At 63.4% G+C, this 19,471-nt stretch carries 21 protein-coding genes; 14 read left to right on the forward strand and 7 right to left on the reverse strand.

Annotated elements, in window-relative coordinates; genetic code table 11:
* Positions 1 to 7 precede the first annotated feature (7 nt).
* Positions 8 to 1,087: a substrate-binding domain-containing protein gene (locus tag CK222_RS17930; protein ID WP_067000691.1), complete on the reverse strand. Its 1,080-nt coding sequence runs from the start codon at positions 1,085 to 1,087 to the stop codon at positions 8 to 10.
* 173 nt (positions 1,088 to 1,260) lie between these two features.
* On the opposite strand from CK222_RS17930, the gene CK222_RS32310 reads away from it, so the two are divergent.
* Complete coding sequence (locus tag CK222_RS32310; RefSeq protein ID WP_095801261.1) at positions 1,261 to 1,404, forward strand: hypothetical protein; 144 nt, start codon at positions 1,261 to 1,263, stop codon at positions 1,402 to 1,404.
* A gap of 57 nt (positions 1,405 to 1,461) precedes the next feature.
* Positions 1,462 to 1,599 carry a hypothetical protein gene (locus CK222_RS32315; protein ID WP_095801262.1) on the forward strand — a complete coding sequence of 46 codons (138 nt, stop codon included), beginning with the start codon at positions 1,462 to 1,464 and terminating at the stop codon, positions 1,597 to 1,599.
* Between the two features lie 44 nt (positions 1,600 to 1,643).
* On the opposite strand, the gene CK222_RS17945 is transcribed toward CK222_RS32315, so the two are convergent.
* Both CK222_RS17945 and CK222_RS17950 read right to left on the reverse strand, forming a co-directional pair.
* Entirely contained in the window at positions 1,644 to 2,018 is a 375-nt protein-coding gene (locus CK222_RS17945) for a DUF423 domain-containing protein (protein WP_095801263.1), read from the reverse strand.
* 30 nt (positions 2,019 to 2,048) lie between these two features.
* Positions 2,049 to 3,293 carry a multidrug efflux MFS transporter gene (locus CK222_RS17950; protein WP_095801264.1) on the reverse strand — a complete coding sequence of 415 codons (1,245 nt, stop codon included), beginning with the start codon at positions 3,291 to 3,293 and terminating at the stop codon, positions 2,049 to 2,051.
* 118 nt (positions 3,294 to 3,411) lie between these two features.
* Here CK222_RS17950 and CK222_RS17955 point away from each other — a divergent pair, with 118 nt between their 5' ends.
* The gene (locus CK222_RS17955; protein ID WP_095801356.1) at positions 3,412 to 4,077 is read left to right on the forward strand and encodes a GntR family transcriptional regulator; all 666 of its coding nucleotides are present in this window, start codon (positions 3,412 to 3,414) and stop codon (positions 4,075 to 4,077) included.
* Between the two features lie 114 nt (positions 4,078 to 4,191).
* Complete coding sequence (locus tag CK222_RS17960; RefSeq protein WP_067330017.1) at positions 4,192 to 5,163, forward strand: glycosyl transferase family 90; 972 nt, start codon at positions 4,192 to 4,194, stop codon at positions 5,161 to 5,163.
* 39 nt (positions 5,164 to 5,202) lie between these two features.
* Here the strand turns inward: CK222_RS17960 and CK222_RS17965 are convergent, their stop codons facing one another.
* Positions 5,203 to 6,246 (reverse strand): aldo/keto reductase, encoded by a 1,044-nt coding sequence (locus CK222_RS17965; protein ID WP_095801265.1) that lies wholly within the window; start codon positions 6,244 to 6,246, stop codon positions 5,203 to 5,205.
* Between the two features lie 265 nt (positions 6,247 to 6,511).
* Here CK222_RS17965 and ppk2 point away from each other — a divergent pair, with 265 nt between their 5' ends.
* Positions 6,512 to 7,432: a polyphosphate kinase 2 gene (ppk2, locus tag CK222_RS17970; protein ID WP_095801266.1), complete on the forward strand. Its 921-nt coding sequence runs from the start codon at positions 6,512 to 6,514 to the stop codon at positions 7,430 to 7,432.
* Between the two features lie 41 nt (positions 7,433 to 7,473).
* On the opposite strand, the gene CK222_RS17975 is transcribed toward ppk2, so the two are convergent.
* The 3 genes from CK222_RS17975 to CK222_RS17985 all read right to left on the reverse strand — a co-directional run bounded on the left by CK222_RS17975 (position 7,474) and on the right by CK222_RS17985 (position 10,294).
* Entirely contained in the window at positions 7,474 to 8,121 is a 648-nt protein-coding gene (locus CK222_RS17975) for a dihydrofolate reductase family protein (RefSeq protein ID WP_067330027.1), read from the reverse strand.
* Between the two features lie 146 nt (positions 8,122 to 8,267).
* Positions 8,268 to 9,299: a porphobilinogen synthase gene (gene hemB / locus CK222_RS17980; RefSeq protein WP_095801267.1), complete on the reverse strand. Its 1,032-nt coding sequence runs from the start codon at positions 9,297 to 9,299 to the stop codon at positions 8,268 to 8,270.
* Between the two features lie 179 nt (positions 9,300 to 9,478).
* On the reverse strand, positions 9,479 to 10,294 hold the full coding sequence (locus CK222_RS17985) for a DUF2066 domain-containing protein (RefSeq protein WP_095801268.1): 816 nt from the start codon (positions 10,292 to 10,294) through the stop codon (positions 9,479 to 9,481).
* Positions 10,295 to 10,461: 167 nt separating this feature from the next.
* Between CK222_RS17985 and CK222_RS17990 the strand changes: the two genes are divergently transcribed.
* The 9 genes from CK222_RS17990 (at position 10,462) to nrdR (ending at position 19,469) form a co-directional block, all read left to right on the forward strand.
* On the forward strand, positions 10,462 to 11,505 hold the full coding sequence (locus CK222_RS17990) for an enoyl-CoA hydratase/isomerase family protein (protein ID WP_095801269.1): 1,044 nt from the start codon (positions 10,462 to 10,464) through the stop codon (positions 11,503 to 11,505).
* Complete coding sequence (locus tag CK222_RS17995; RefSeq protein WP_095801270.1) at positions 11,502 to 11,924, forward strand: DUF6163 family protein; 423 nt, start codon at positions 11,502 to 11,504, stop codon at positions 11,922 to 11,924. The genes CK222_RS17990 and CK222_RS17995 overlap by 4 nt, the downstream gene beginning before the upstream one ends.
* Before the next feature lie 238 nt (positions 11,925 to 12,162).
* Positions 12,163 to 12,678: a winged helix DNA-binding protein gene (locus tag CK222_RS18000; protein WP_067001002.1), complete on the forward strand. Its 516-nt coding sequence runs from the start codon at positions 12,163 to 12,165 to the stop codon at positions 12,676 to 12,678.
* A gap of 176 nt (positions 12,679 to 12,854) precedes the next feature.
* Complete coding sequence (locus tag CK222_RS18005; protein ID WP_095801357.1) at positions 12,855 to 13,307, forward strand: hypothetical protein; 453 nt, start codon at positions 12,855 to 12,857, stop codon at positions 13,305 to 13,307.
* A gap of 333 nt (positions 13,308 to 13,640) precedes the next feature.
* On the forward strand, positions 13,641 to 14,894 hold the full coding sequence (locus CK222_RS18010) for a L,D-transpeptidase family protein (protein WP_095801271.1): 1,254 nt from the start codon (positions 13,641 to 13,643) through the stop codon (positions 14,892 to 14,894).
* 139 nt (positions 14,895 to 15,033) lie between these two features.
* Positions 15,034 to 16,674, forward strand: a complete 1,641-nt coding sequence (locus CK222_RS18015; RefSeq protein WP_095801272.1) for a Na+/H+ antiporter — start codon at positions 15,034 to 15,036, stop codon at positions 16,672 to 16,674.
* Between the two features lie 126 nt (positions 16,675 to 16,800).
* Positions 16,801 to 18,114, forward strand: a complete 1,314-nt coding sequence (gene glyA / locus CK222_RS18020; protein ID WP_095801273.1) for a serine hydroxymethyltransferase — start codon at positions 16,801 to 16,803, stop codon at positions 18,112 to 18,114.
* A 79-nt stretch (positions 18,115 to 18,193) separates the two neighbouring features.
* Positions 18,194 to 18,772 carry a hypothetical protein gene (locus tag CK222_RS18025; protein WP_164747361.1) on the forward strand — a complete coding sequence of 193 codons (579 nt, stop codon included), beginning with the start codon at positions 18,194 to 18,196 and terminating at the stop codon, positions 18,770 to 18,772.
* A gap of 217 nt (positions 18,773 to 18,989) precedes the next feature.
* Positions 18,990 to 19,469, forward strand: a complete 480-nt coding sequence (gene nrdR, locus CK222_RS18030) for a transcriptional regulator NrdR (RefSeq protein WP_059184872.1) — start codon at positions 18,990 to 18,992, stop codon at positions 19,467 to 19,469.
* Positions 19,470 to 19,471: the final 2 nt, after the last annotated feature.

Consider the following 19,471-nt stretch of genomic DNA (forward strand, 5'->3'; position numbering starts at 1 on the left):
TGTGGTTCTAGGATATGGGAGCAGGGCCCGTCGAGGCCCTGACGACGAGCTCAACGCCCATCGTCTCGCGCCGCACGGCGCCGTCATAGTCGAGGATCATGCGCGCGGCCCGCCGGCCGATCTCGGTGATCGGCTGCGCGATCGTGGTCAGCGGCGGGTCGCAGAGCGCGCCGTCGGGCACGCCGTCGAAGCCGACAACGGAAACGTCTTCCGGCACTTTCAGACCGCGCGCAGTCAGCCAGTCGATGGCGATCATGGCCATCCTGTCCGACATTGCCAGGATGGCGGTCGGCCGCTCGCCGCCGGCAAAGATCGCTTCGAGCCCCGCCCAGGTGCTCCTTTGCTCGTTCTCGGTCTCGAAGACCGGGATGCTCTTCGTGTCGACACCGAAGCCGGACAGTTCCTCGAAATAGCCGGCCAGACGGTCGCGCGTTCCCGTGTAGACGGCCGAGCGGACCATTTCGGGTGTGACGAAGCCGGTGCGGTCATCACCGAGAGTAAGCGACAGCACGGCGAAACGGCGATGTCCGAGTTCGGCAAGATGCCGCGCGGCGAGCCGTCCGCCGGCGATGTTGTCGACGCCGATCGCCGAGATCGTCTCGTCATGAAAGCCGAGCTCCAACGCCACGAAGGGCAGCCTGCGTTCGCGCGTCAGCTCGACGAGACGCGAGCCACCTTCGATGCAGAACAGGATGAAACCGTCGACCAGCGCGCTCTGGATGTTCCAGGCGAGCTTCTCCTGGTTGGCCGCCGAAACCAATGCGATCCCGGCGCCGGTGGCGTCACAGGCCTCGGAAATGCCCGCCATCATGACGCGGGCGAAGGGATCCTCGAAGAAGTAGGAAAGGGGCTCAGTCGTGCCGACGCCGATGGCATTGACCTTGCCGGCGCGCAGCAGGCGGCCTTTCGGATCAGGCCCGGCGTAGCCCATCGCCTCCGCCACCGCCCTGACCCGCTCGCGCACCTCGGCGCGCACGACCTCCGGGCGACTGAAGACATTGGAGGCCGTCCCATGCGAGACGCCCGCCGCCTTGGCAATATCCGCCAGCCGGATGGGGCGTGCCTGGCCTTCGATAAGTGATGCCATGTCTGTTCTCCGAATCCGGTCGCATGTCGAACATGGACGCGGAATGTCTGACGGTCCACTTACTACTTTTATTGGATCGATTCAAATTTTCGCTTGACTACGGCGGGGCAGGGGTTATGATTTGAATCGATCCAAGTCTGTGACATGAAGCAAGATTCGAGAAGGAGGGTGCCGTGCATCCGGTCAACTTTTTGTTCGAGGACGTCTACCGCAACGATTGGGGCATTGCTTCGGCCGAGCAGAGTGAGCGGCGCCGCGGCAAGACAGGCCCGTGGAAGCGTCAGCCCCGCTTCATGGTGGAGCGCAAGCGCGCCTGAGCAGCCCGTCTTTTTCGCGTCGGTCTATTGGATCGATTCAATTCAAGGAAGTAAGTCATGCATCCCATCAGCCATCTCTTCGAGGACATCTATCGCAACTACTGGGGCATTTCGCGGCCAACCGACCGGCCGGAACGGCGGCGCGCGGCGGAGCCGGCGTCGCGCAAGCGGCGGCTGCGTCGGGGAGGGCGGTAGTCGCGGCCCATTTTCCGACGAGCCTCAGCAATGGCAAGGCGGATCTAGGACCCTGGGCGCCACTGCGCCGAGATCGCAATCGCCAGCCAGCCGACGATAAGCAGCGTGCCGCCGATCGGCGCCGACATCGGAAACAGCCGCGAACCGAGGAAATCCCGGGCGAGAAGATCGCCCGAGAACAGCAGCAGGCCGACAAGCAGCGCCAGGCTTGCGATCCTGAGATACCGGCTGCCGCCGATAAGGCCGATGGCGAGGAAGACCGGCGCATGCATCAGCAGGAAGGATGCGGCCGTGCCGGTGAAGGCGCCGCCGCCGTGCGCAGCCGCCGCCGACAGCGCCACCCCTGCCGCGCCGACGAGACCGCCTGCCAGCACGAGGATGCGGCTGCCGCCGTCTGATGGTTGCCCGGCAAGACTCATTTCGATGCTCCGTCTTCGATCGCGCGCGGCTCAGGATTCGCCGGCCTCGAGCAGCATATGCCGTGCGCGCCGCGTCTGGACAATCCAGTTATAGACCGCCCCCAGCGCCATCAGCACCGATGTGCCCAAGAACACCGCCCGCATGCCGAAATGGCCGCCGACGAAGCCTCCGGCGAGCGGTCCCGCGACCTGGCCGACATACTGCGCCGAGATCGATAGTCCGAGCACATTGCCGCCGACGCCGTCGGGGATGTTGTGACGGATGACGCTGGTGATGCAGGGCAGGAGGCCGCCCAGCGCCAGCCCCATCAGGAAGCGCAACCCGATCAGCTGCCAACCGTCGGTGACGAAAGCTTGCGGGACAAGCAGCAGCGCAGAAATCGCGAGCGCGCCGACGACCACGTTCCAGTGGCCGACCCGATCGGCAAGCTTGCCCAGCCACGACGAGGACAGGATGGTTCCAAGCGCGGCCGCCGACATCACCACGCCCGCGACCATCGTCACCTTGCTCTGGTCCGCGACGAGCTGCTGCACATAGACCGTGATGATCGGCTCGATCGACATGGTTGCAAAGGCGAGCAGCATGCCGGTCGTCAGCATCGCGACGACCGGGCGCTTGTCGGGAATCTGTGCCCAGCCGCTCTTCGGCTTTGCCGACGAGACAGGTTTGGGAGCCGGCGGGTTTTCCTTGATCAGGAAAGTCGTGGCCAGAAAAGCGAGAAAGATGACAGCGCCCGACAACAGGAAGGTGGCGCGGATGCCGATCAGCGGCGGCAGCATGCCACCAAGCAGCGGTCCGACCAGCGAGCCGGCCGTGATGCCGGCCGACAGCACGCCGAGCGCCCAGCCGGAGCGCTCCTTTGGCGTCTGCATCGCCACCAATATCGTCGAGCCCGAGGAGTAGCCGCCGGCAAAGCCGATCAGGAGCCTCAGCAACACCAATTGCCAGATGCTTTCGACCATACCGGTCAGCGACATGCAGATCGCCATGCCGAACGAGGCGCGCACCAGCATCAGCTTGCGGCCGTAACGGTCGCCGAGCCGCCCCCACAGAGGGGCGACCAGCGCCGCGGCAAAGAAGGTGGCACCGTAAGCAACTCCTGACCATTGCACGATTGCCGCGTGCCCTTCGGCACCCAGCTGTTCGACATAAAGCGGCAGGAACGGCAACAGCAGCGTCATGGCAATCAGCGTGCTGAACGAGCCGGCGAAGCAGACGGCGAGATTGCCTCGCCAATGGATATTGTAGCCGCTCTGGGTGCTATTTTCTGCCATGTCATGCCTGCTTGGTTATCCGGGATTGTTCCGGATACCATTTTGGGATACCAAGTCGGTATCCGTCATGAACCTCAACCCCGCCGCTGTCAATGCGGTGCCGAAGAGCGGAACGACAATGTCGCAAATGCAGAATGTCGAAAGGCAGCTTCGCGAAATGATCCTCGGGCTCGAGATCGGCCCGGGCGAGCGGCTGACCGAGCGTTGGATCGAAAGCCGCTTCGGCGCCTCCCGCACCCCGGTCAGGGCGGCGCTGCTGCGCCTCGAGACCGAAGGGCTGATCGCTCGTGACGGCCGCGGCTGGACGGTGGCGCCGATCGATCTCGCCGAGCTCGGCCAGATCGCCGTCTACCGCGAGGCGGTCGAGGTGGCGGCGGTGCGGTTGACGGCGTCGCTGGAAGATCGCAGCGGGATCGAGGTGATCGCGGCGATGCTCGATTCCTGCGACGCCGGTACGCCGCGCGAGGAATGGCACCGCGTTGGTCTGGATTTTCACATCGAGCTGGCCAGGCTTTCCGGCAATGAATTCCTGCTTAGGGGAGTCCGCGATGCAATGACCAGGCTCTCCCGCGCGCGTTGGCTGGAAGTGCGCGACGAGGCGGCGCTTGGCCGCGCCTGGGCCGAGCACCACGCCATCCTGGCTGCCGTGCGAAAGGGTGACGCCGAAAAGGCGGCACGGCTGCTCTCGGCCCACATCGCCGGCAGCCGCGACCGCCTGGTGACTTCGCTGCATGACGAGCGGCGCGGCCTGCGCGCCAGGGGCTTTGCTGTCGTCGGTGGCTGATCTTCGGCCATCGTCGAATATTAGAACTTCAACAAGTTCGTCAGCTTGGGCGGGCTTGCAAGATGTTCGGCACAATGCTGTAGGAGGCGACGGACATCTTTAAACGACGGACGCATGGCCTCGCCCTTACGCACCGCAGCGCGGGTATTTTATTTCATACGCAACATCACCCGCGATGTGGCGCCGCAGGCTCTCTTTCGCCAGCGGCTTGCGCGCCGGCTGGAGCAGGCACGGCTCTCCAGCAAAACGGTCCGTGATCGGGTCAACTACTACAACCGGCTCGACCATAGCTTCGTGCCGAGCGCGGCGGCGGTGCCCGCCAGTCAAATACCCAAGTTCGGGAGCATGTACTATTACGACCTGAAGGAGTTCGCCCGCTACTTCGATCGCCACCTGCTCATCGATCTCGAGTTCGGCGACGTCGTCGACGTTCCGGCGGTGCCATCAATCGTCAAGGATCGCCCGATCCGCAACGACAACGGCAACGCCGTGATCATGAAGCTCGACAAGTTCCGCCATTTCAACATGCCAAAGGACAATCTGTCCTTCGCCGACAAGCGCCCGATGGCGGTCTGGCGCGGTCATTTCAACAATCCGATCCGCAAACGGTTCGTCGATGCCGTGCGCGACCTGCCGTCTTGCGATGCCGGCTCGCCCAAGCCAAGCGCCCCGGAGAACTATCGCAAGCCGTATCTCACGATCGCGCAGCAGCGGCAGTTCCGCTACATCGTCTCGCTGGAAGGCAATGACGTGGCGACGAACCTCAAGTGGATCATGAGCTCGAATTCGCTCTGCCTGATGCCGCCGCCGACCTACGAAACCTGGTTCGCCGAGGCTGAGCTCGAGGCCGATGTCCACTACGTGCCTCTGGCGTCGGATTTTTCGGACGTCGCCGACAAGATCGCCTATTTCGAAAAACACCCGGCGGAAGCCCAACGCATCATAACGGCAGCCAACGCCTATTGCCGCCGGTTCAGCAACGAAAAGGACGAGCGGGCGGTATCGCTGCTCGTCCTCTACAAATATTTCGTGCTCAGCGGCCAGATCGAACCCGACCCGGAGGTCTGGCGTTTTATCGCCGGCTGACCTCCGCGCGTTTTCGGGTGCGGAGCACGGCGCGGATTCTTAGATATCGCTGCGGTCGAGCACCAGGTCGGCGGGGCCGAACCGGTTCTTGGCGGTGAGCTGCTGGTGCCAGTAGGGATAAAGCACCGGCGGGCGGCTGACGTCGTCGAGGCGCAGGCGCTCGTCCAGGGACAGCGTCAGGCTGGCCGCGGCGAGGTTGTCCTTGAGTTGGGCTTCGTTGCGGGCGCCGATCACCAGCGAAGAAACGGCCGGGCGGCCGAGCAGCCAGGCAAGCGCCACCTGTGCCGCCGAAACGCCGCGCGCCTTGCCGATTTCGACCAGAACGTCGACGATCCGCCACAACCTTCCCTCGTCCCGGATCGGCGGTTCGGACCAGCCGCCAAGCTGGCGGGCCGTCGGGCTGTCGCGACGGTATTTGCCCGACAGCAGGCCGCCGGCCAGCGGGCTCCACACCAGCACGCCAAGACCCTGGTCGACCGAGATCGGCAGCAACTCGTACTCCGCCTCGCGCGCTTCCAGCGTGTAGTGGATCTGCTGCGTGACGAAGCGCGGCTGATGATGGCTGTCGCTGATCGAGAGCGCCTTCATCACCTGCCAGCCCGAATAATTGGAACAGCCGACATAACGGATCTTGCCCTGGCTGACCAAAGTGTCGAGCGCAGCGATCGTTTCCTCCAGCGGCGTGACCCCATCCCACTCATGCAGGAAATAGATGTCGATGACGTCGGTCTTGAGCCGCTTCAGGCTCCGCTCGCATTCCCGGATCAGGTGATGGCGCGACAGGCCTTCGTCGTTGGGGCCGTTTCCGATCCGCATGCGCGCCTTGGAGGCGATGAGCACATCGTTCTTGCGCTTGCCGCCGAGCGCCTCGCCGACGATCTCCTCCGACAGGCCGTTCGAATACACGTTGGCGCTGTCGATGAGATTGATGCCGGCATCGATGCAGGTATCGATGATGCGGCTCGCCTCCGAGAGATCGGATTTGCCGACGGCGGCGAACGGGCCCGTCCCGCCGAAGGTCATCGTGCCAAGGGTCAATGTCGAAACCTTCAGGCCGGAACGGCCAAGCGTGCGGTATTCCATGTCAGGTCCTTGCGATTTGTTTTGAAGAGGCGCGCCGTCGCGGGCGCCGGGAAGAGGCGAAAGTATTTGTAGGACAATTCGGGCGGCTTGTCGCCCCGCCATCGATACGGGCCGATCACATATCGGCTGGTCCAGCGTTGCCGGCTCCTGCTCGCAATAAAACCGTCATTGCGCGTCTGTATCTCAGTCGGCTTACGGAGTTGTGTTTCCGGCCGCGGCCGGAGCGCATCCGAGGCGAAAGTGGCTGACAGGCAGGAGCTGCGCAATGAACGAGGTCAAGACGAATTCCGGAGCCAAGGACTGGCTGGAAGCCGAACTCGAGGACACGCTCGACGAGGACTATGAGCTGGAGATTTCCGAGCCCGCGCTCTCGCTTGAGATCGCCAGGATCTACAAGAAGTCGCATCCGCCCTCCATCGAGCGGACGACCTATTTCCGCGAGCTGCTGCGTCTGCAGTCGGAGCTCATCAAGCTGCAGTCCTGGGTTGCCTACCACAAGAAGAAGCTGGTGGTGATCTTCGAGGGACGCGACTCGGCCGGCAAGGGCGGCGTCATCAAGCGCATCACCCAGCGCCTCAATCCGCGCATCTGCCGCGTCGTCGCGCTGCCGGCGCCGACCGAGCGTGAAAGATCGCAATGGTATTTCCAGCGCTACGTGCCGCATCTGCCGGCGGGCGGCGAGATCGTGCTGTTCGACCGCTCCTGGTACAACCGATCGGGCGTCGAGCAGGTGATGGGCTTTGCCAATGCGGATCAGGTCGAAGAGTTTTTCCGCGACGTGCCGGAATTCGAACGCATGCTGGTGCGCTCCGGCATCACGCTGGTGAAATACTGGTTCTCGATTACCGACGAGGAGCAGCAGATGCGCTTTTTGATGCGCATCCACGATCCGATGAAGCAGTGGAAGCTGTCGCCGATGGACCTGCAGTCGCGCGTGCGCTGGGAACAATACACCAAAGCCAAGGAAGAGACCTTCGCCCGTACCAACATCAAGGAAGCGCCGTGGTTCATTGTCGAAGGCAACGACAAGAAGCGGGCCCGACTGAACTGCATCGATCACCTGCTGCAGCAAATGCCTTACGAAGACGTGCCGCATGAGGAGATCACGCTGCCGGAGCGCGTCTTCAACCCGGCCTACGAGCGCCAGGTGCTGCCGCGCGCGCTTTATGTGCCGGAAAAGTATTGAGCACTTCCGCATCTCCCACAGGGGAGAAGGGGGAGCCTAGCTTACGCGCGCCCGATCATCACATGCGTCGCGTCGGCGGTCGCGACCTGGCTGGTGCAGCGGTAGCCGAGCTTCGGCATGTCCAGCCCGGCGAAAAGATGCTCGCCGGAGCCGAGCAGGATCGGCGAGATCGCGAGATGCATCTCGTCGATCAGGCTTTCCTTCAGATATTGCCGGATCGTGGCGACGCCGCCGCCGACCCGCACATCCTTGTCCTTGGCGGCCGTCTTCGCCTGTTCGAGCGCCGAATGGATGCCGTCGGTGACGAAGTAAAACGTCGTGCCGCCTTCCATTAAGATCGGCGCCCGCTTGTGATGGGTGAGCACGAAGACCGGCACGTGATAGGGCGGGTTGTCGCCCCACCAGCCTTTCCAGCTCTCGTCCGGCCATTCGCCGCGGACCGGCCCGAACATGTTGCGGCCAAGGATCCAGGCGCCGACATTCTCAAAACTGCGCGCGGCGAAGCTGTCGTCGCTGCCGGTGGTGCCGCCGTCTTTGCCGATCACCATCTCACGAAAGGTGCGCGTGCCGATCATCCATTTATGCAGTCCTTCGCCGCCGACGCCGAGCGGGCTTTCGAGAGTCTGATCGGGGCCGGCGCCGTAACCGTCCAGCGACAGGGTGAAAGCGTTGACGCGCAGCTTTGACATGATCGCCTCGTGAACTAGTTGCATTTTGCAAGCAGTCATGGAGTAGCTTAACTGATTGCATTATGCAAGCGGAATTTTCCGGCGAGCGATCAACTCGTCGGGCGGCGCCCAGGTGACGCGGCGAGAATTTAAAATTGCGCCTGGGCCTAGCCCCTCAGCATCTCCGCAACGGTCGGCGCGAAATAGGTGAGGACACCGTCGCAGCCGGCTCGCTTGAGCGCGAGAAGCGATTCCAGCATCGCCTTTTCGCCGTCGATCCAGCCATTGGCGCTGGCCGCCTTGATCATCGAATATTCGCCCGACACCTGGTAGGCGAAGGTCGGCATCTGGAACTCGTCCTTCAGCCGGCGGATGATGTCAAGATAGGGCAGCCCAGGCTTCACCATCAGCATGTCGGCGCCTTCGGCCAGATCCTGCTCGGCCTCGCGCACGGCTTCATCGGAATTCGCGTGGTCGATATAATAGGTCTTCTTGTCGCCTTTGAGCAGGCCGGCGGTGCCGACAGCCTCGCGATAGGGGCCGTAGAAGGCCGAGGCGAATTTCGTCGCATAGGACATGATCGCCACGTCCTGGAAGCCGTTGGCGTCCAGCGCGTCGCGGATCGCGCCGATACGGCCGTCCATCATGTCGGACGGCGCGATGATGTCCGCGCCGGCGGCTGCCTGGATGACGGCCGCGGCCGTGACCTGCTCGACGGTTTCGTCATTGACGATGATGCCGTCGCGCAGGATGCCGTCATGGCCATGGCTGGTGAACGGATCGAGCGCTGCGTCGGTAATGATGCCGATCTCCGGCACCGCATCCTTGATGGCGCGGGTGGCTCGGTTGATGACATTGTCGGGATCGAGGATATGCGAGCCCGTCTGGTCGCGCAGCGAAAGCTCGATGTTGGGGAAAGTCGCGATCGCCGGGATGCCGAGCTTGGCGGCGCGCTCCGCTTCCTTCACCGCGAGGTCGACCGACAGGCGGTAGACGACCGGCATGGCGGCGATCGGCTCGCGCACATTTTTGCCCTCGACGACGAAGATCGGCCAGATCAGATCGTTGACCGAGAGCTGGTTTTCCTGCACCAGCCGGCGCGACCAGTCGGCCTTGCGCATGCGCCGCAGCCTGCGGCTGCCTGTGATCTCGTCGATGCTGCGGGCGCCGGCGGGCTTTGCGGGGGTGAACTTGTTCATCGCCAGAACTCTGTTGTCGTCCCGGCTTTTACCATGCGCCCCTGCCGCTGACCAATGCGACACGATTGTGCCAGTTGCTTCCGTGAAGGACGAGGGAGGGATCGCCGGCGCTGGAGCACTTCCCTTCTCCCTTGACGGGGAGAAGGTGCCGGCAGGCGGATGAGCGGCAGCGCCGACGTTTACGGCTGTCCATTCCCCGACAGAATCTGTGCCGCGCCCTTCACAGCCACGCGAAAAGCCTCGTCGAAGCTGACGCCACGCACCTGCCATTGATAGGTCTTGCCGTGTTCGGCCAGCCGCCAGTCGGCGATCCAGCCCAATTCCTTGTCGTTCCACACGATGCTGCCGGCGAGCGCCCGGTCGGCACCCGCCTGCCGGGCGAGCTGGTCGAGCTTTGCCATATCGGCAGTGCGCAGCGCCTTGTCGTCGAGGCCGGCGAGCTGGTCAGCCTTTGGAAAGCTGACATGCACCGAGAGCGGCGCCGTGGCATTGGCAAAGGATTCGCGCATTGACTCGCCGCGATCCTCGTCGGCCGTCAGCACGAAATGTTGCGCCCCTTGCTCGGCCGTTATGAAGACGGCAATCAGCGGCCGCTCGCCCTGCCATGGCTTGCTGCCGAGCTGCGCCAGGAGCTTGTCGACCACTGTGGCCTTGTAGAGGCAGGTGAGATCGTGCGGCCGGTCATGCGTGCCTTGCTCGTCATGGATCGGAACGCCTTCCAGCCGGTCGCGGTAGCGGAAGGATTGGACGAAGTCAGCCGCCTTATTGCGCAGCGCCAGCATCTCCGGCTTCTGCGTCAGCCGCTGATCGCCTGAAACCTTGACCAGCACCTTGTCCAGGCAATCCTTGAAGCCGATCTCGCGATTAGGCTCGCCGGTGCCGGTGACGATCGTCTGCGCCAGGTAGAGTTCGGAGGCTGCCTCGGCGGCGGCCGGCGCAACTCCCAGAAAGAGGAGACCTGCCAATCCAGCAACGAGACGAGAAACCCCAGCCATGTCGATTAGCTCGAAATCTGTCGCGCCGCCTACGCGCGACACTTTGCCGGTTACCTAACACCGGAAGCGGCTGGCCGCCAGCGCGGCGTTGCCGCCATTGACGCATCCTTATGCCCCCTTTAGCACTTCAATCCCCCTGGAAGGGCGGAGAGGAGGATTCTCTGGCGATGGATTTTGGCGGAGGCGACGAGATTCGCTTCGAGCGTCTAGGCAAGGCGGGCGTCGTCACACTGACGCGGCCGCAGGCGCTCAATGCCGTCACCCATCGCATGGTCAAGGCGCTTGGCAAGGCGCTTGACGCCTGGGAGGGCGATGCCGGCGTCGCCGTCGTCGTCGTCAAGGCTGAGGGCAGGGCGTTTTCCGCCGGTGGCGATATTCTGCACATTTACGAGGCGGGCCGCGCCGGCAAGCCGCCGGTCGACTTCTTCGCCGACGAGTATCGTCTCAATGCCCGCATCGCCCGCTTCAGGAAACCCTATGTCGCGCTGATCGACGGCATCGTCATGGGCGGCGGGGTCGGCATTTCCTTCCACGGCTCGCACCGCGTGCTGACCGAGAACGCGCAATTCGCCATGCCGGAAGTCGGCATCGGCTTCTTCCCCGATGTTGGCGCCAGCCATTTGCTGCCCGATCTCGGCGGCAGCTTCGGCATGTATCTGGGGCTGACGGGAAACCGCATCCGCTATGGTGATGCCCTGTGGTCGGGCCTCGCCACCCACACGATCAAGGCCGAGGACCAGGCGGGGCTTCTTGACGAGCTGGCGACAAGCGGCGACGCGAACGCGGAGTTGCGCGATTTCTTCACACCCGCAAGACGCGAGACCGAGCGGCAGGATCTGGAATCGATCGCCCGCCATTTTTCGCAACCCTCGCTCGCCGCTATCGTCGCCAGCCTGGAACGAGCATCCGCCACCGACGCTTTCGCCGCCAAGACGCTGGCGACGATCAGGACGCGTTCGCCGACCAGCCTCAACGTCGCCTGGCGCGAGATCAGCGCCGGGTCGACGCTGCCGATGGACGAGTGCATGAAGATGGAGTTCCGCATCCTCAACCGCATGCTGGCCGGCCACGACTTTTATGAAGGCATCCGCGCCGCCATCATCGACAAGGGTTCGAAGCCGGAATGGCGGCCCGCCAGCCTCGATACGGTGAGCGCGGCCGATGTCGACGCGTATTTCGCGCCGCTCGGGGCCGGGGAGCTGGAGCTGTGAGCGAGGTCACCTCCAGGCGCGTGGTGCTGCAGCCCTCGACCACCGAGATCATCTTCGCCTGGTTCCAGCGGGTCATTGCCGGCTACTGCCTGCTGTTCGGCGTCCTCTACTGGGTCCGGCTGATCGGCATCTATCCGGGCGAGCTCTGGCGCTTCGACCTGATGCCGGTGCACTGGCAGGTGGTCGCGGCCACGCTTGCCGTCTTCTTTCCTTTCGCCGCCGCGGGCCTTTGGATGCTTGCCTCTTGGGGGCCGGTGATCTGGTTCATCTGCGCGGCGACCGAGACCGTCATGTATGCCGGCTTTCCCAATCTCTTCGGACATCGGATCCTGATCGTCGTCTCACATGCCTGCGTGGCGCTGCTCTACATAGTCTTCCGCGTGGTCATCTGGCTGCAGAAGCGCCAGCTCAGGCAATAGCTTGCCGGGCGGCGTCAGGAACCTAGATATGGGTCGGCGACTGCCCTAGAACCCTTGGCTAAATCTTTAGGTTAATTGTTCTTGCTCGCATGACCGTTCGTTAAGCCTCTTTCGAAACCTCTTACCGGTAAGCTCTTGTTAGCCCTGGCGTTTAAGTCGAATTTTATGAGTATTCGATAGTGTCGCGATCAAGGTGAAGAACAAAAAATCACCGGGCGACAAACGAGAGGCAAAGACAATGATCAATTCGCGTCCGGCGGCGAAGACCGCCAACGTTTCCGACGATCGCCGCGAGGCGATCCGTTCGCTGTACATGGAATCGCTGCAGCTGGTGGAGCGTCTGCACCGCCGTCTGCTTGACGTGATCAAGGACGAGTTCGACCGCAACGGCCGCTCCGACATCAATGCCATCCAGGCGCTTTTGCTCTTCAACATCGGCAATTCGGAGCTGACCGCCGGCGAGCTGCGCTCGCGCGGTTATTATCTCGGCTCGAACGTCTCCTACAATCTGAAGAAGCTGGTCGACCTCGGCTTCATCAACCACCAGCGCTCGCGCATCGACCGCCGCTCGGTCCGCGTCTCGCTGACGCCGAAGGGCAACGAGGTGGCCGAGGTCGTCGCCGGCCTCTACGAGCGCCATGTCGGCTCGATCGAGGCCGTGGGCGGCATCAACACCGACGAGTTCAAGCAGATGAACCGCGCGCTCCAGCGTCTGGATCGCTTCTGGAACGACACGATCGCTTACCGGATGTAAGCGGATTCGAAATCTGAGACGATCGAAGCCGCGCCGAAGAAGCGCGGCCGGAGGAAACAATCAGGGCCGGTGCCGACAGGTGCCGGTTCTTTTCTTTTGCGAAAGCGCGCTGCAGCAGGGCGCTTGACCGCCGAGCAGCGCGCGTGGAAGCTCTGCAGGCAAAAGAGGAGGGCCTCATGCGTCATATCCTGCTTGCGATTTGCGCTGTGATCCTTGTTTCACCGGCCGCCGCCCGGACCCTCGCTTATGGCTCCAAGGCCGGAATGGAGGTTACGGTCGTCAAGCAATCCGGCATCAACACCTCGCATGCCAGCATCCTGACCAAACATACGAGGCAGAACGCCATCGGATACTGCCGCGACTATGTCGGTAAGGTGACCGAGGATTGCATCGCTAAGGAAATGAAAACGCCCTTGCATCTGGAGATCACAGCGGACTGCAAGAGCGGAAAATTCACCACCTTTTACGGCGCCAACATGCTGTTCCAGGGGCGCAGCCCCGCCGGAAGCGAGACGGATTATCAGATCACCGACACCGACGAGAACGTGGTGCTCGATGGCTCGGGGGCCTCGGGCTACGACTACACGCTGGAGCAGTTCAAAGCCCTCTGCCCGAACCGGGTGAAATAGGGCAAACCGAGGATGACGGCGGGCATCCTGTGAACCCGCCGCTATCGGCGATGCCAAAATGCCTCGGTCCCATTTTTTGATCATCTTGCCGGATGCAAATCGCGGGCCAAGGTCACGTTGCCGCCATAATCGCAGTGAAAGCGAGAATGCGGGTGATGCTGCGGCCGAGGCCCTGCGCTTCCTGGAGCAGGTGTCGTGGTCCTACGTTTTCACGCCCTGGTGACGCAAGTCATGGTTGGCTAATTGTTAAGATTGCCGACCCTAGAGTGCGGGCAACCCGCCAGTAGCGCGAACTGAGCGAGATTAGATATAGCTAAAATGTCTGGAACATCCATGAGAACCAGCCGCCGTTTCTTCCTGACCGGAGCCTCTGCGCTCGCCGCCGCCGTCGTCGCCGGCCATGCCAGCGCGCAGGATGTGATCGGCGACATTCTAAAATCCTCGACCCGCGGCAATTGGGACGACCAGTTCGACGCCCGTGCAAGCGAGACCGGCAAGGTTGCCTCGACGCTGCCGATCTTCAGCCTGCAGACCGTAGCCTTCACCGAGCAGGCGGTGGCGCAGTACCAGGGCATTGTCGGCCAGGGCGGCTGGGAGCAGGTTCCGGCAACCAAGAAATTGCAGCTCGGCGTCGACGATCCGGATGTCGTGCCGCTGCGCAAGCGGCTGATGGTCTCGGGCGACCTGTCGCAGAGCGCCGGCATTTCGACGGCGTTCGATTCCTATGTCGACTCGGCGGTCAAGCGCTTCCAGCTCCGTCACGGCCTGCCGGCCGACGGCTCCATGGGCAAATACACTTATTCGGCGATGAACGTGCCGGCGCCGATCCGGCTTGGCCAGCTGCAGACCAATCTGCAGCGGCTGCGCGAAAAGGCGGGCACGCTTGGCGACCGCTATGTGCTGGTCGATATTCCGGCCGCGCAGGTGGAAGCCGTCGAGAACGACCGCGTCGTGCTGCGCCACACCGCGATCGTCGGCAAGATCGACCGCCAGACGCCGATCGTGAATTCCAAGATCAACGAGATCATCGTCAATCCTTACTGGAACGCGCCGGTCTCGATCGTGCGCAAGGACATCATTCCGCTGATGCGGAAGGACCCGAACTACCTCAAGGACAGCCACATCCGGCTGTTCGCGCCTGACGGCAGCGAGGTCGATCCGATGACCGTCGACTGGTCGACGGACGATGCCGCCAAGTACCGCTTCCGCCAGGATCCCGGCGCCGGCAACGCCATGGCCTCGGTCAAGATCAATTTCCCGAGCCCGGACGGCGTCTACATGCACGACACGCCGCAGCAGAGCCTGTTCGGCAAGCTGATGCGCTTCGACTCTTCCGGCTGCGTGCGCGTCCAGAATGTGCGCGACCTCGTCACCTGGATCCTGCGTGATACGCCCGGCTGGGATCGCCAGCATTTCGAGGCGGCGATCAAGACTGGCGAGAATACGCCGGTTCAGGTGGTCAACCCGGTGCCGGTCCACTTCCTGTACCTGTCGGCATGGTCGACCGGACCCGGCGTCGTGCAGTTCCGCGACGACATTTACGGCCTCGACGGCAACAGCGAGCTGCAGATTAGTTCTGCTCTGTAACCGATTGATATAAATCAAGAAAAGGCCGCTCTTGGAGCGGCTTTTTTGTTTGCATGTCCCCAAACAGTGCGCAGCGGTTTTGGCAGAGCGACATGCGTCGAAAAGTGAGACTTAAAACGCGAGCAGCTGGAATAGCATCATGGACGTCGCCGTCTTCATTCTCGTCGTGCTTGCTTTCGTGGCGCTTTCCGGCGCTCTCGTGCGGCTGGTGCGGGTGCCGCTCCCCGTGCTGCAGATTGCGATCGGCGCCGCGCTTGCCTGGCCGGCCAAGGGACTGCATGTCGAGATCGATCCGGAACTCTTTCTGCTGGTGTTCATTCCGCCGCTTCTGTTCGGTGATGCCTTCGCGGCGCCGAAACGGGAGCTGATCCAGCTGCGCCGGCCGATCCTCGATCTCGCCGTCGGACTTGTCTTCTTCACCATCGTCGGCTTCGGGTATGCTCTGCACTGGCTGGTGCCAACCATCCCGCTGGCGGTTGCGTTCGCTTTAGCCGCCGTGCTGTCACCGACCGATGCCGTTGCCGTGTCCTCGATTGTCGACCGCAATGTCGTTCCGGCTCGGCTGATGCACATATTGGAAGGCGAATCCCTGCTCAATGATGCCTCCGGCCTGGTCATGTTCCGCTTTGCCGTTGCGGCGGCGCTGACCGGCAGTTTTTCGTTCGCCGCCGCCTCGTTGAGCTTTCTTTACGCCGTGGCGGCCGGCATCCTCGCGGGCATTGCGGCGTTGTTCGTCGCCGCCAAGGCGCTGCAGGTGCTTGGCCGCATCGGCGGCACGCCGGCGGGGGCGCAGGTGCTGGTGATGGTTCTGCTGCCCTTCGTCGCCTATCTCATTGCCGAGCATGTCGGCGCTTCCGGCATTCTGGCCGCGGTCACCGCCGGCCTGGTTACGGGCACCTCCGGCATTTTCCGCCATCTCTCGGTCTCGGCGCGGATTCAGGCGATGTCGCTATGGTCGATGCTGACCTTCGTCTTCAACGGCGCTCTCTTCATCCTGCTCGGCCTGCAGCTTCCTGACATCATCCGCAGGGTCCCGCCGGAGCTCACCAGCCGGCACTGGCTGTTCGAGCCGGTGCTGACCGTGCTCATTTTGACGCTCTGCGTGATCGGCCTGCGCTTCCTCTGGATCTGGATCGGCGACATGGCATCGATGATCGCCGCGCGGCTCGGCAAGCGCAAGGCAGAGCCCTTTGGTTTCCGCGTCAGGCTTGCCGGATCGGTGGCCGGTGTGCGCGGCGCGATCACGCTTGCCGGCATCCTGTCGCTGCCGCTCGCTCTGCAGGATGGCTCGCCCTTTCCAGCGCGAGACGTGGTGATCTTCCTCGCCGCCGGCGTCATCATCTGCTCGCTGGTCATCGCCAGCCTTGCTTTGCCGGGGATCGCCCGCGGGCTGGTCGAGCCAGGCGAGGATCCGGGTGCGGCCGAGGAGCGGCGGGCGCGTGCGGGCGCCGCCAAGGCCGCCATCGCCAAGATCGAGAGCCTCGCCAGCGAGGGCGGCGAAGGCGAGGCGGCCGAGGCCCGGCTCGCGGTCGCCGACAGCATCGTTGCCGGCTACCGGCGCCGCATCGCGGCTTCCGACGAGGCCGAAGAGGCGCGCGCCGAGGCGCGCGAATCCGGGCGGCTGGAGCTTGAGCTCAGGCACGCCGGCATAGAGGCGGAGCGCGCCGCCGTGCGCGCCATGTTCCGCACCCGCCAGATCAACGACCACACGATGCGGGCGCTGCTTTCCGAGATCACTTTGACAGAAGCGCTGCTCAAAAGCCGGCGCGACCGGAAATAGTGTTCAGCCGATTTGCTTGGCGCAATCCGGCCAGCAAATTTCGCGCCGCAAACGTGGCGGGCTCCAAACAACTGTGTTAATGGCGCGGCGACCTCGCAGACCTCCGGCCCCAAGGGAAAGCAAGCCATGTCAAATGCCGCGGCAGCCGCCAACAAATTCGAATCCTTCTTCGAGACCACGCTTGCCGACGCCGATCCGGAAATTTTCGGCGCCATCCGCAACGAGCTTGGCCGCCAGCGCCATGAGATCGAACTGATCGCCTCGGAAAACATCGTGTCCCGCGCCGTGCTCGAGGCGCAGGGGTCGATCATGACCAACAAATATGCCGAGGGTTATCCGGGCAAGCGCTATTACGGCGGCTGCCAGTTCGTCGACGTGGCCGAGGAACTGGCCATCGAGCGCGCCAAGAAGCTTTTCGGCTGCAACTTCGCCAATGTCCAGCCGAACTCGGGCAGCCAGATGAACCAGGCCGTCTTCCTGGCGCTTCTGCAGCCCGGCGACACGTTCATGGGCCTCGATTTGAACTCCGGCGGCCATCTCACGCATGGCTCGCCGGTCAACATGAGCGGCAAATGGTTCAAGGTCGTTTCCTACGGGGTGCGCAAGGACGACCACCTGCTCGACATGGACGCGATCGAGAAGACCGCGCATGAGACGAAGCCGAAGCTGATCCTGGCCGGCGGCACGGCCTATTCGCGCATCTGGGACTGGAAGCGTTTCCGCGAGATTGCCGATTCGATCGGCGCCTATCTGATGGTCGACATGGCGCATATCGCCGGGCTAGTCGCCGGCGGTATGCACCCGTCGCCGCTGCCTTATGCGCATGTCGTGACCACGACGACGCACAAGTCGCTGCGCGGGCCCCGCGGCGGCATGATCCTGTGCAACGACGAGGAGATCGCCAAGAAGATGAACTCGGCGGTTTTCCCAGGCCTCCAGGGCGGCCCGCTGATGCATGTCGTCGCGGCCAAGGCGGTGGCGCTCGGCGAGGCGCTGAAGCCGAGCTTCAAAGCCTATGCCGAGAGCATCGTCGCCAACGCCAAGGCGCTGGCTTCGAGCCTGCAGGAAACCGGCCTCGACATCGTGTCGGGCGGCACCGACAACCATCTGATGCTGGTCGACCTGCGCCCGAAAAACGCCACCGGCAAGCGCGCCGAGGCGGCTCTCGGCCGCGCCAACATCACCTGCAACAAGAACGGCATCCCCTTCGACCCCGAAAAGCCGTTCGTCACCTCCGGCGTTCGCCTCGGCACACCGGCCGGCACCACGCGCGGCTTCGGCCAGGCCGAGTTCCGCGAGATCGGCAAGCTGATCGCCGAGGTGCTGGACGGGCTGAAGGCGGCGAATTCCGACGAGGGCAATGCGGTAGTCGAGGCTGCGGTCAAGGCCAAAGTCACGGCGTTGACGGATCGCTTCCCGCTCTATCCTTATCTCGGTTGACCGGAAGCCGCGCGTCATCTTTTATCCGCCGGCAGTGCGCCGTCCTGATTGGGCGGCGTCGCGAACTGGAGACTTGATGATGCGCATTTTCCATCTTGCCGCCTTGGCCCTGGTCGGCTCGCTGGCCGGTTTCGCCGTGTCCGGCGCGGCCGGGCAGGAGCAGGCGCAGCCAGAACCGGCCACAAACACCTTCGGCAGATGGACCACGATCATCGACACGCTCGACATCGGGCAGGATGCACACAAGACCTGCGCGGCCTCCGCAGCTTTCGTCGACGGCATCGGCAATGCTGGCACGCTAACGCTGTCGATCTCGACCGGCGACGCGCTGCCGCCGGATGCCTATCCCGCCATCATGATCGCCGTCGACAACAAGGACCTGCCGACCGGCAAGGACATCGCGGCGACCTTCGGCGACCCCGGCATCAAGGTTTCCGCGAAAGTCTATTCGAATGCCGTCGGCGGTCGTCCCAGCTGGACGGTCGACAACCAGGCGAAGACAAGTCTCGCTCTGCTGCGCGCCATGCGCAAAGTCACCTCGCTCGATGTTGTTTTTGGCAAGCAGACCGTGGCCAGCATTCCGATGGACGGCTTCACCAAGGCCTACCGCAACCTCGGCACGTCCTGCGGATTCCCGACCAAGGACGTCGCGCCCTGAACCGACCGGGCACGACAGGGGCAGGGCGCTGGCAATCTTTCTCGCGCCTCGCTATCTCTGAGAAATGAAAGGCTCCAAGCCTTCCGCTCACCAGAGCGAGATGACGCTTCCTTGAATCGCCATCTCGCTCTAAGATTTTGTTTTTGAAGCATGATCTTCTCCGAAGAGTCTGCAACTTTTCGGGATCATGCTCTGAATCGCAAACCCAAGGCTCTCCATGCGCTGCCCCTATTGCCAGTCCGAAGATACGCAGGTGAAGGATTCGCGTCCCGCCGAGGATGGCGCGGCGATCCGCAGGCGCCGCGTCTGTCCGGACTGCGGCGGCCGCTTCACCACCTTCGAGCGCGTGCAACTGCGCGATCTCGTCGTCATCAAGAAGTCCGGCCGCAAGGTGCCGTTCGACCGCGACAAGCTGCTGCGCTCGGTCGAGATCGCGGTGCGCAAGCGCAATGTCGACCCCGAGCGGATCGATCGCGCCGTGACCGGCATCGTGCGCCAGCTCGAAAGCTCCGGCGAGACGGAAGTGGCCTCCGGCGAGGTCGGTCGGCTCGTCATGGAGGCGCTGAAATCGCTCGACGACGTCGCCTATGTCCGCTTCGCTTCGGTCTATCGCAATTTCCGTGAAGCCAAGGATTTCCACGAGTTGCTGGGCGAACTGAAGGGCGACGAAGAAAAGACCGAAGAGGACGCCGGCTGATC

The organism is Mesorhizobium sp. WSM3866 (assembly GCF_002294795.1).
Lineage (GTDB): Bacteria > Pseudomonadota > Alphaproteobacteria > Rhizobiales > Rhizobiaceae > Mesorhizobium.

Bases quoted from the DNA above. Each gene is read 5' to 3' on its own strand.
- CK222_RS18025 (WP_164747361.1), top strand. From the start codon at position 18,194: ATGCGCATTTTCCATCTTGCCGCCTTGGCCCTGGTCGGCTCGCTGGCC.
- ppk2 (WP_095801266.1), top strand. From the start codon at position 6,512: ATGAACGAGGTCAAGACGAATTCCGGAGCCAAGGACTGGCTGGAAGCC.
- CK222_RS18005 (WP_095801357.1), top strand. From the start codon at position 12,855: ATGCGTCATATCCTGCTTGCGATTTGCGCTGTGATCCTTGTTTCACCG.
- nrdR (WP_059184872.1), top strand. From the start codon at position 18,990: ATGCGCTGCCCCTATTGCCAGTCCGAAGATACGCAGGTGAAGGATTCG.
- CK222_RS18010 (WP_095801271.1), top strand. From the start codon at position 13,641: ATGAGAACCAGCCGCCGTTTCTTCCTGACCGGAGCCTCTGCGCTCGCC.
- CK222_RS32315 (WP_095801262.1), top strand. From the start codon at position 1,462: ATGCATCCCATCAGCCATCTCTTCGAGGACATCTATCGCAACTACTGG.
- CK222_RS17930 (WP_067000691.1), bottom strand. From the start codon at position 1,087: ATGGCATCACTTATCGAAGGCCAGGCACGCCCCATCCGGCTGGCGGAT.
- hemB (WP_095801267.1), bottom strand. From the start codon at position 9,299: ATGAACAAGTTCACCCCCGCAAAGCCCGCCGGCGCCCGCAGCATCGAC.
- glyA (WP_095801273.1), top strand. From the start codon at position 16,801: ATGTCAAATGCCGCGGCAGCCGCCAACAAATTCGAATCCTTCTTCGAG.
- CK222_RS17950 (WP_095801264.1), bottom strand. From the start codon at position 3,293: ATGGCAGAAAATAGCACCCAGAGCGGCTACAATATCCATTGGCGAGGC.
- CK222_RS17965 (WP_095801265.1), bottom strand. From the start codon at position 6,246: ATGGAATACCGCACGCTTGGCCGTTCCGGCCTGAAGGTTTCGACATTG.
- CK222_RS17955 (WP_095801356.1), top strand. From the start codon at position 3,412: ATGTCGCAAATGCAGAATGTCGAAAGGCAGCTTCGCGAAATGATCCTC.
- CK222_RS17975 (WP_067330027.1), bottom strand. From the start codon at position 8,121: ATGTCAAAGCTGCGCGTCAACGCTTTCACCCTGTCGCTGGACGGTTAC.
- CK222_RS18000 (WP_067001002.1), top strand. From the start codon at position 12,163: ATGATCAATTCGCGTCCGGCGGCGAAGACCGCCAACGTTTCCGACGAT.
- CK222_RS17945 (WP_095801263.1), bottom strand. From the start codon at position 2,018: ATGAGTCTTGCCGGGCAACCATCAGACGGCGGCAGCCGCATCCTCGTG.
- CK222_RS17990 (WP_095801269.1), top strand. From the start codon at position 10,462: ATGGATTTTGGCGGAGGCGACGAGATTCGCTTCGAGCGTCTAGGCAAG.
- CK222_RS17960 (WP_067330017.1), top strand. From the start codon at position 4,192: ATGGCCTCGCCCTTACGCACCGCAGCGCGGGTATTTTATTTCATACGC.
- CK222_RS17985 (WP_095801268.1), bottom strand. From the start codon at position 10,294: ATGGCTGGGGTTTCTCGTCTCGTTGCTGGATTGGCAGGTCTCCTCTTT.
- CK222_RS18015 (WP_095801272.1), top strand. From the start codon at position 15,034: ATGGACGTCGCCGTCTTCATTCTCGTCGTGCTTGCTTTCGTGGCGCTT.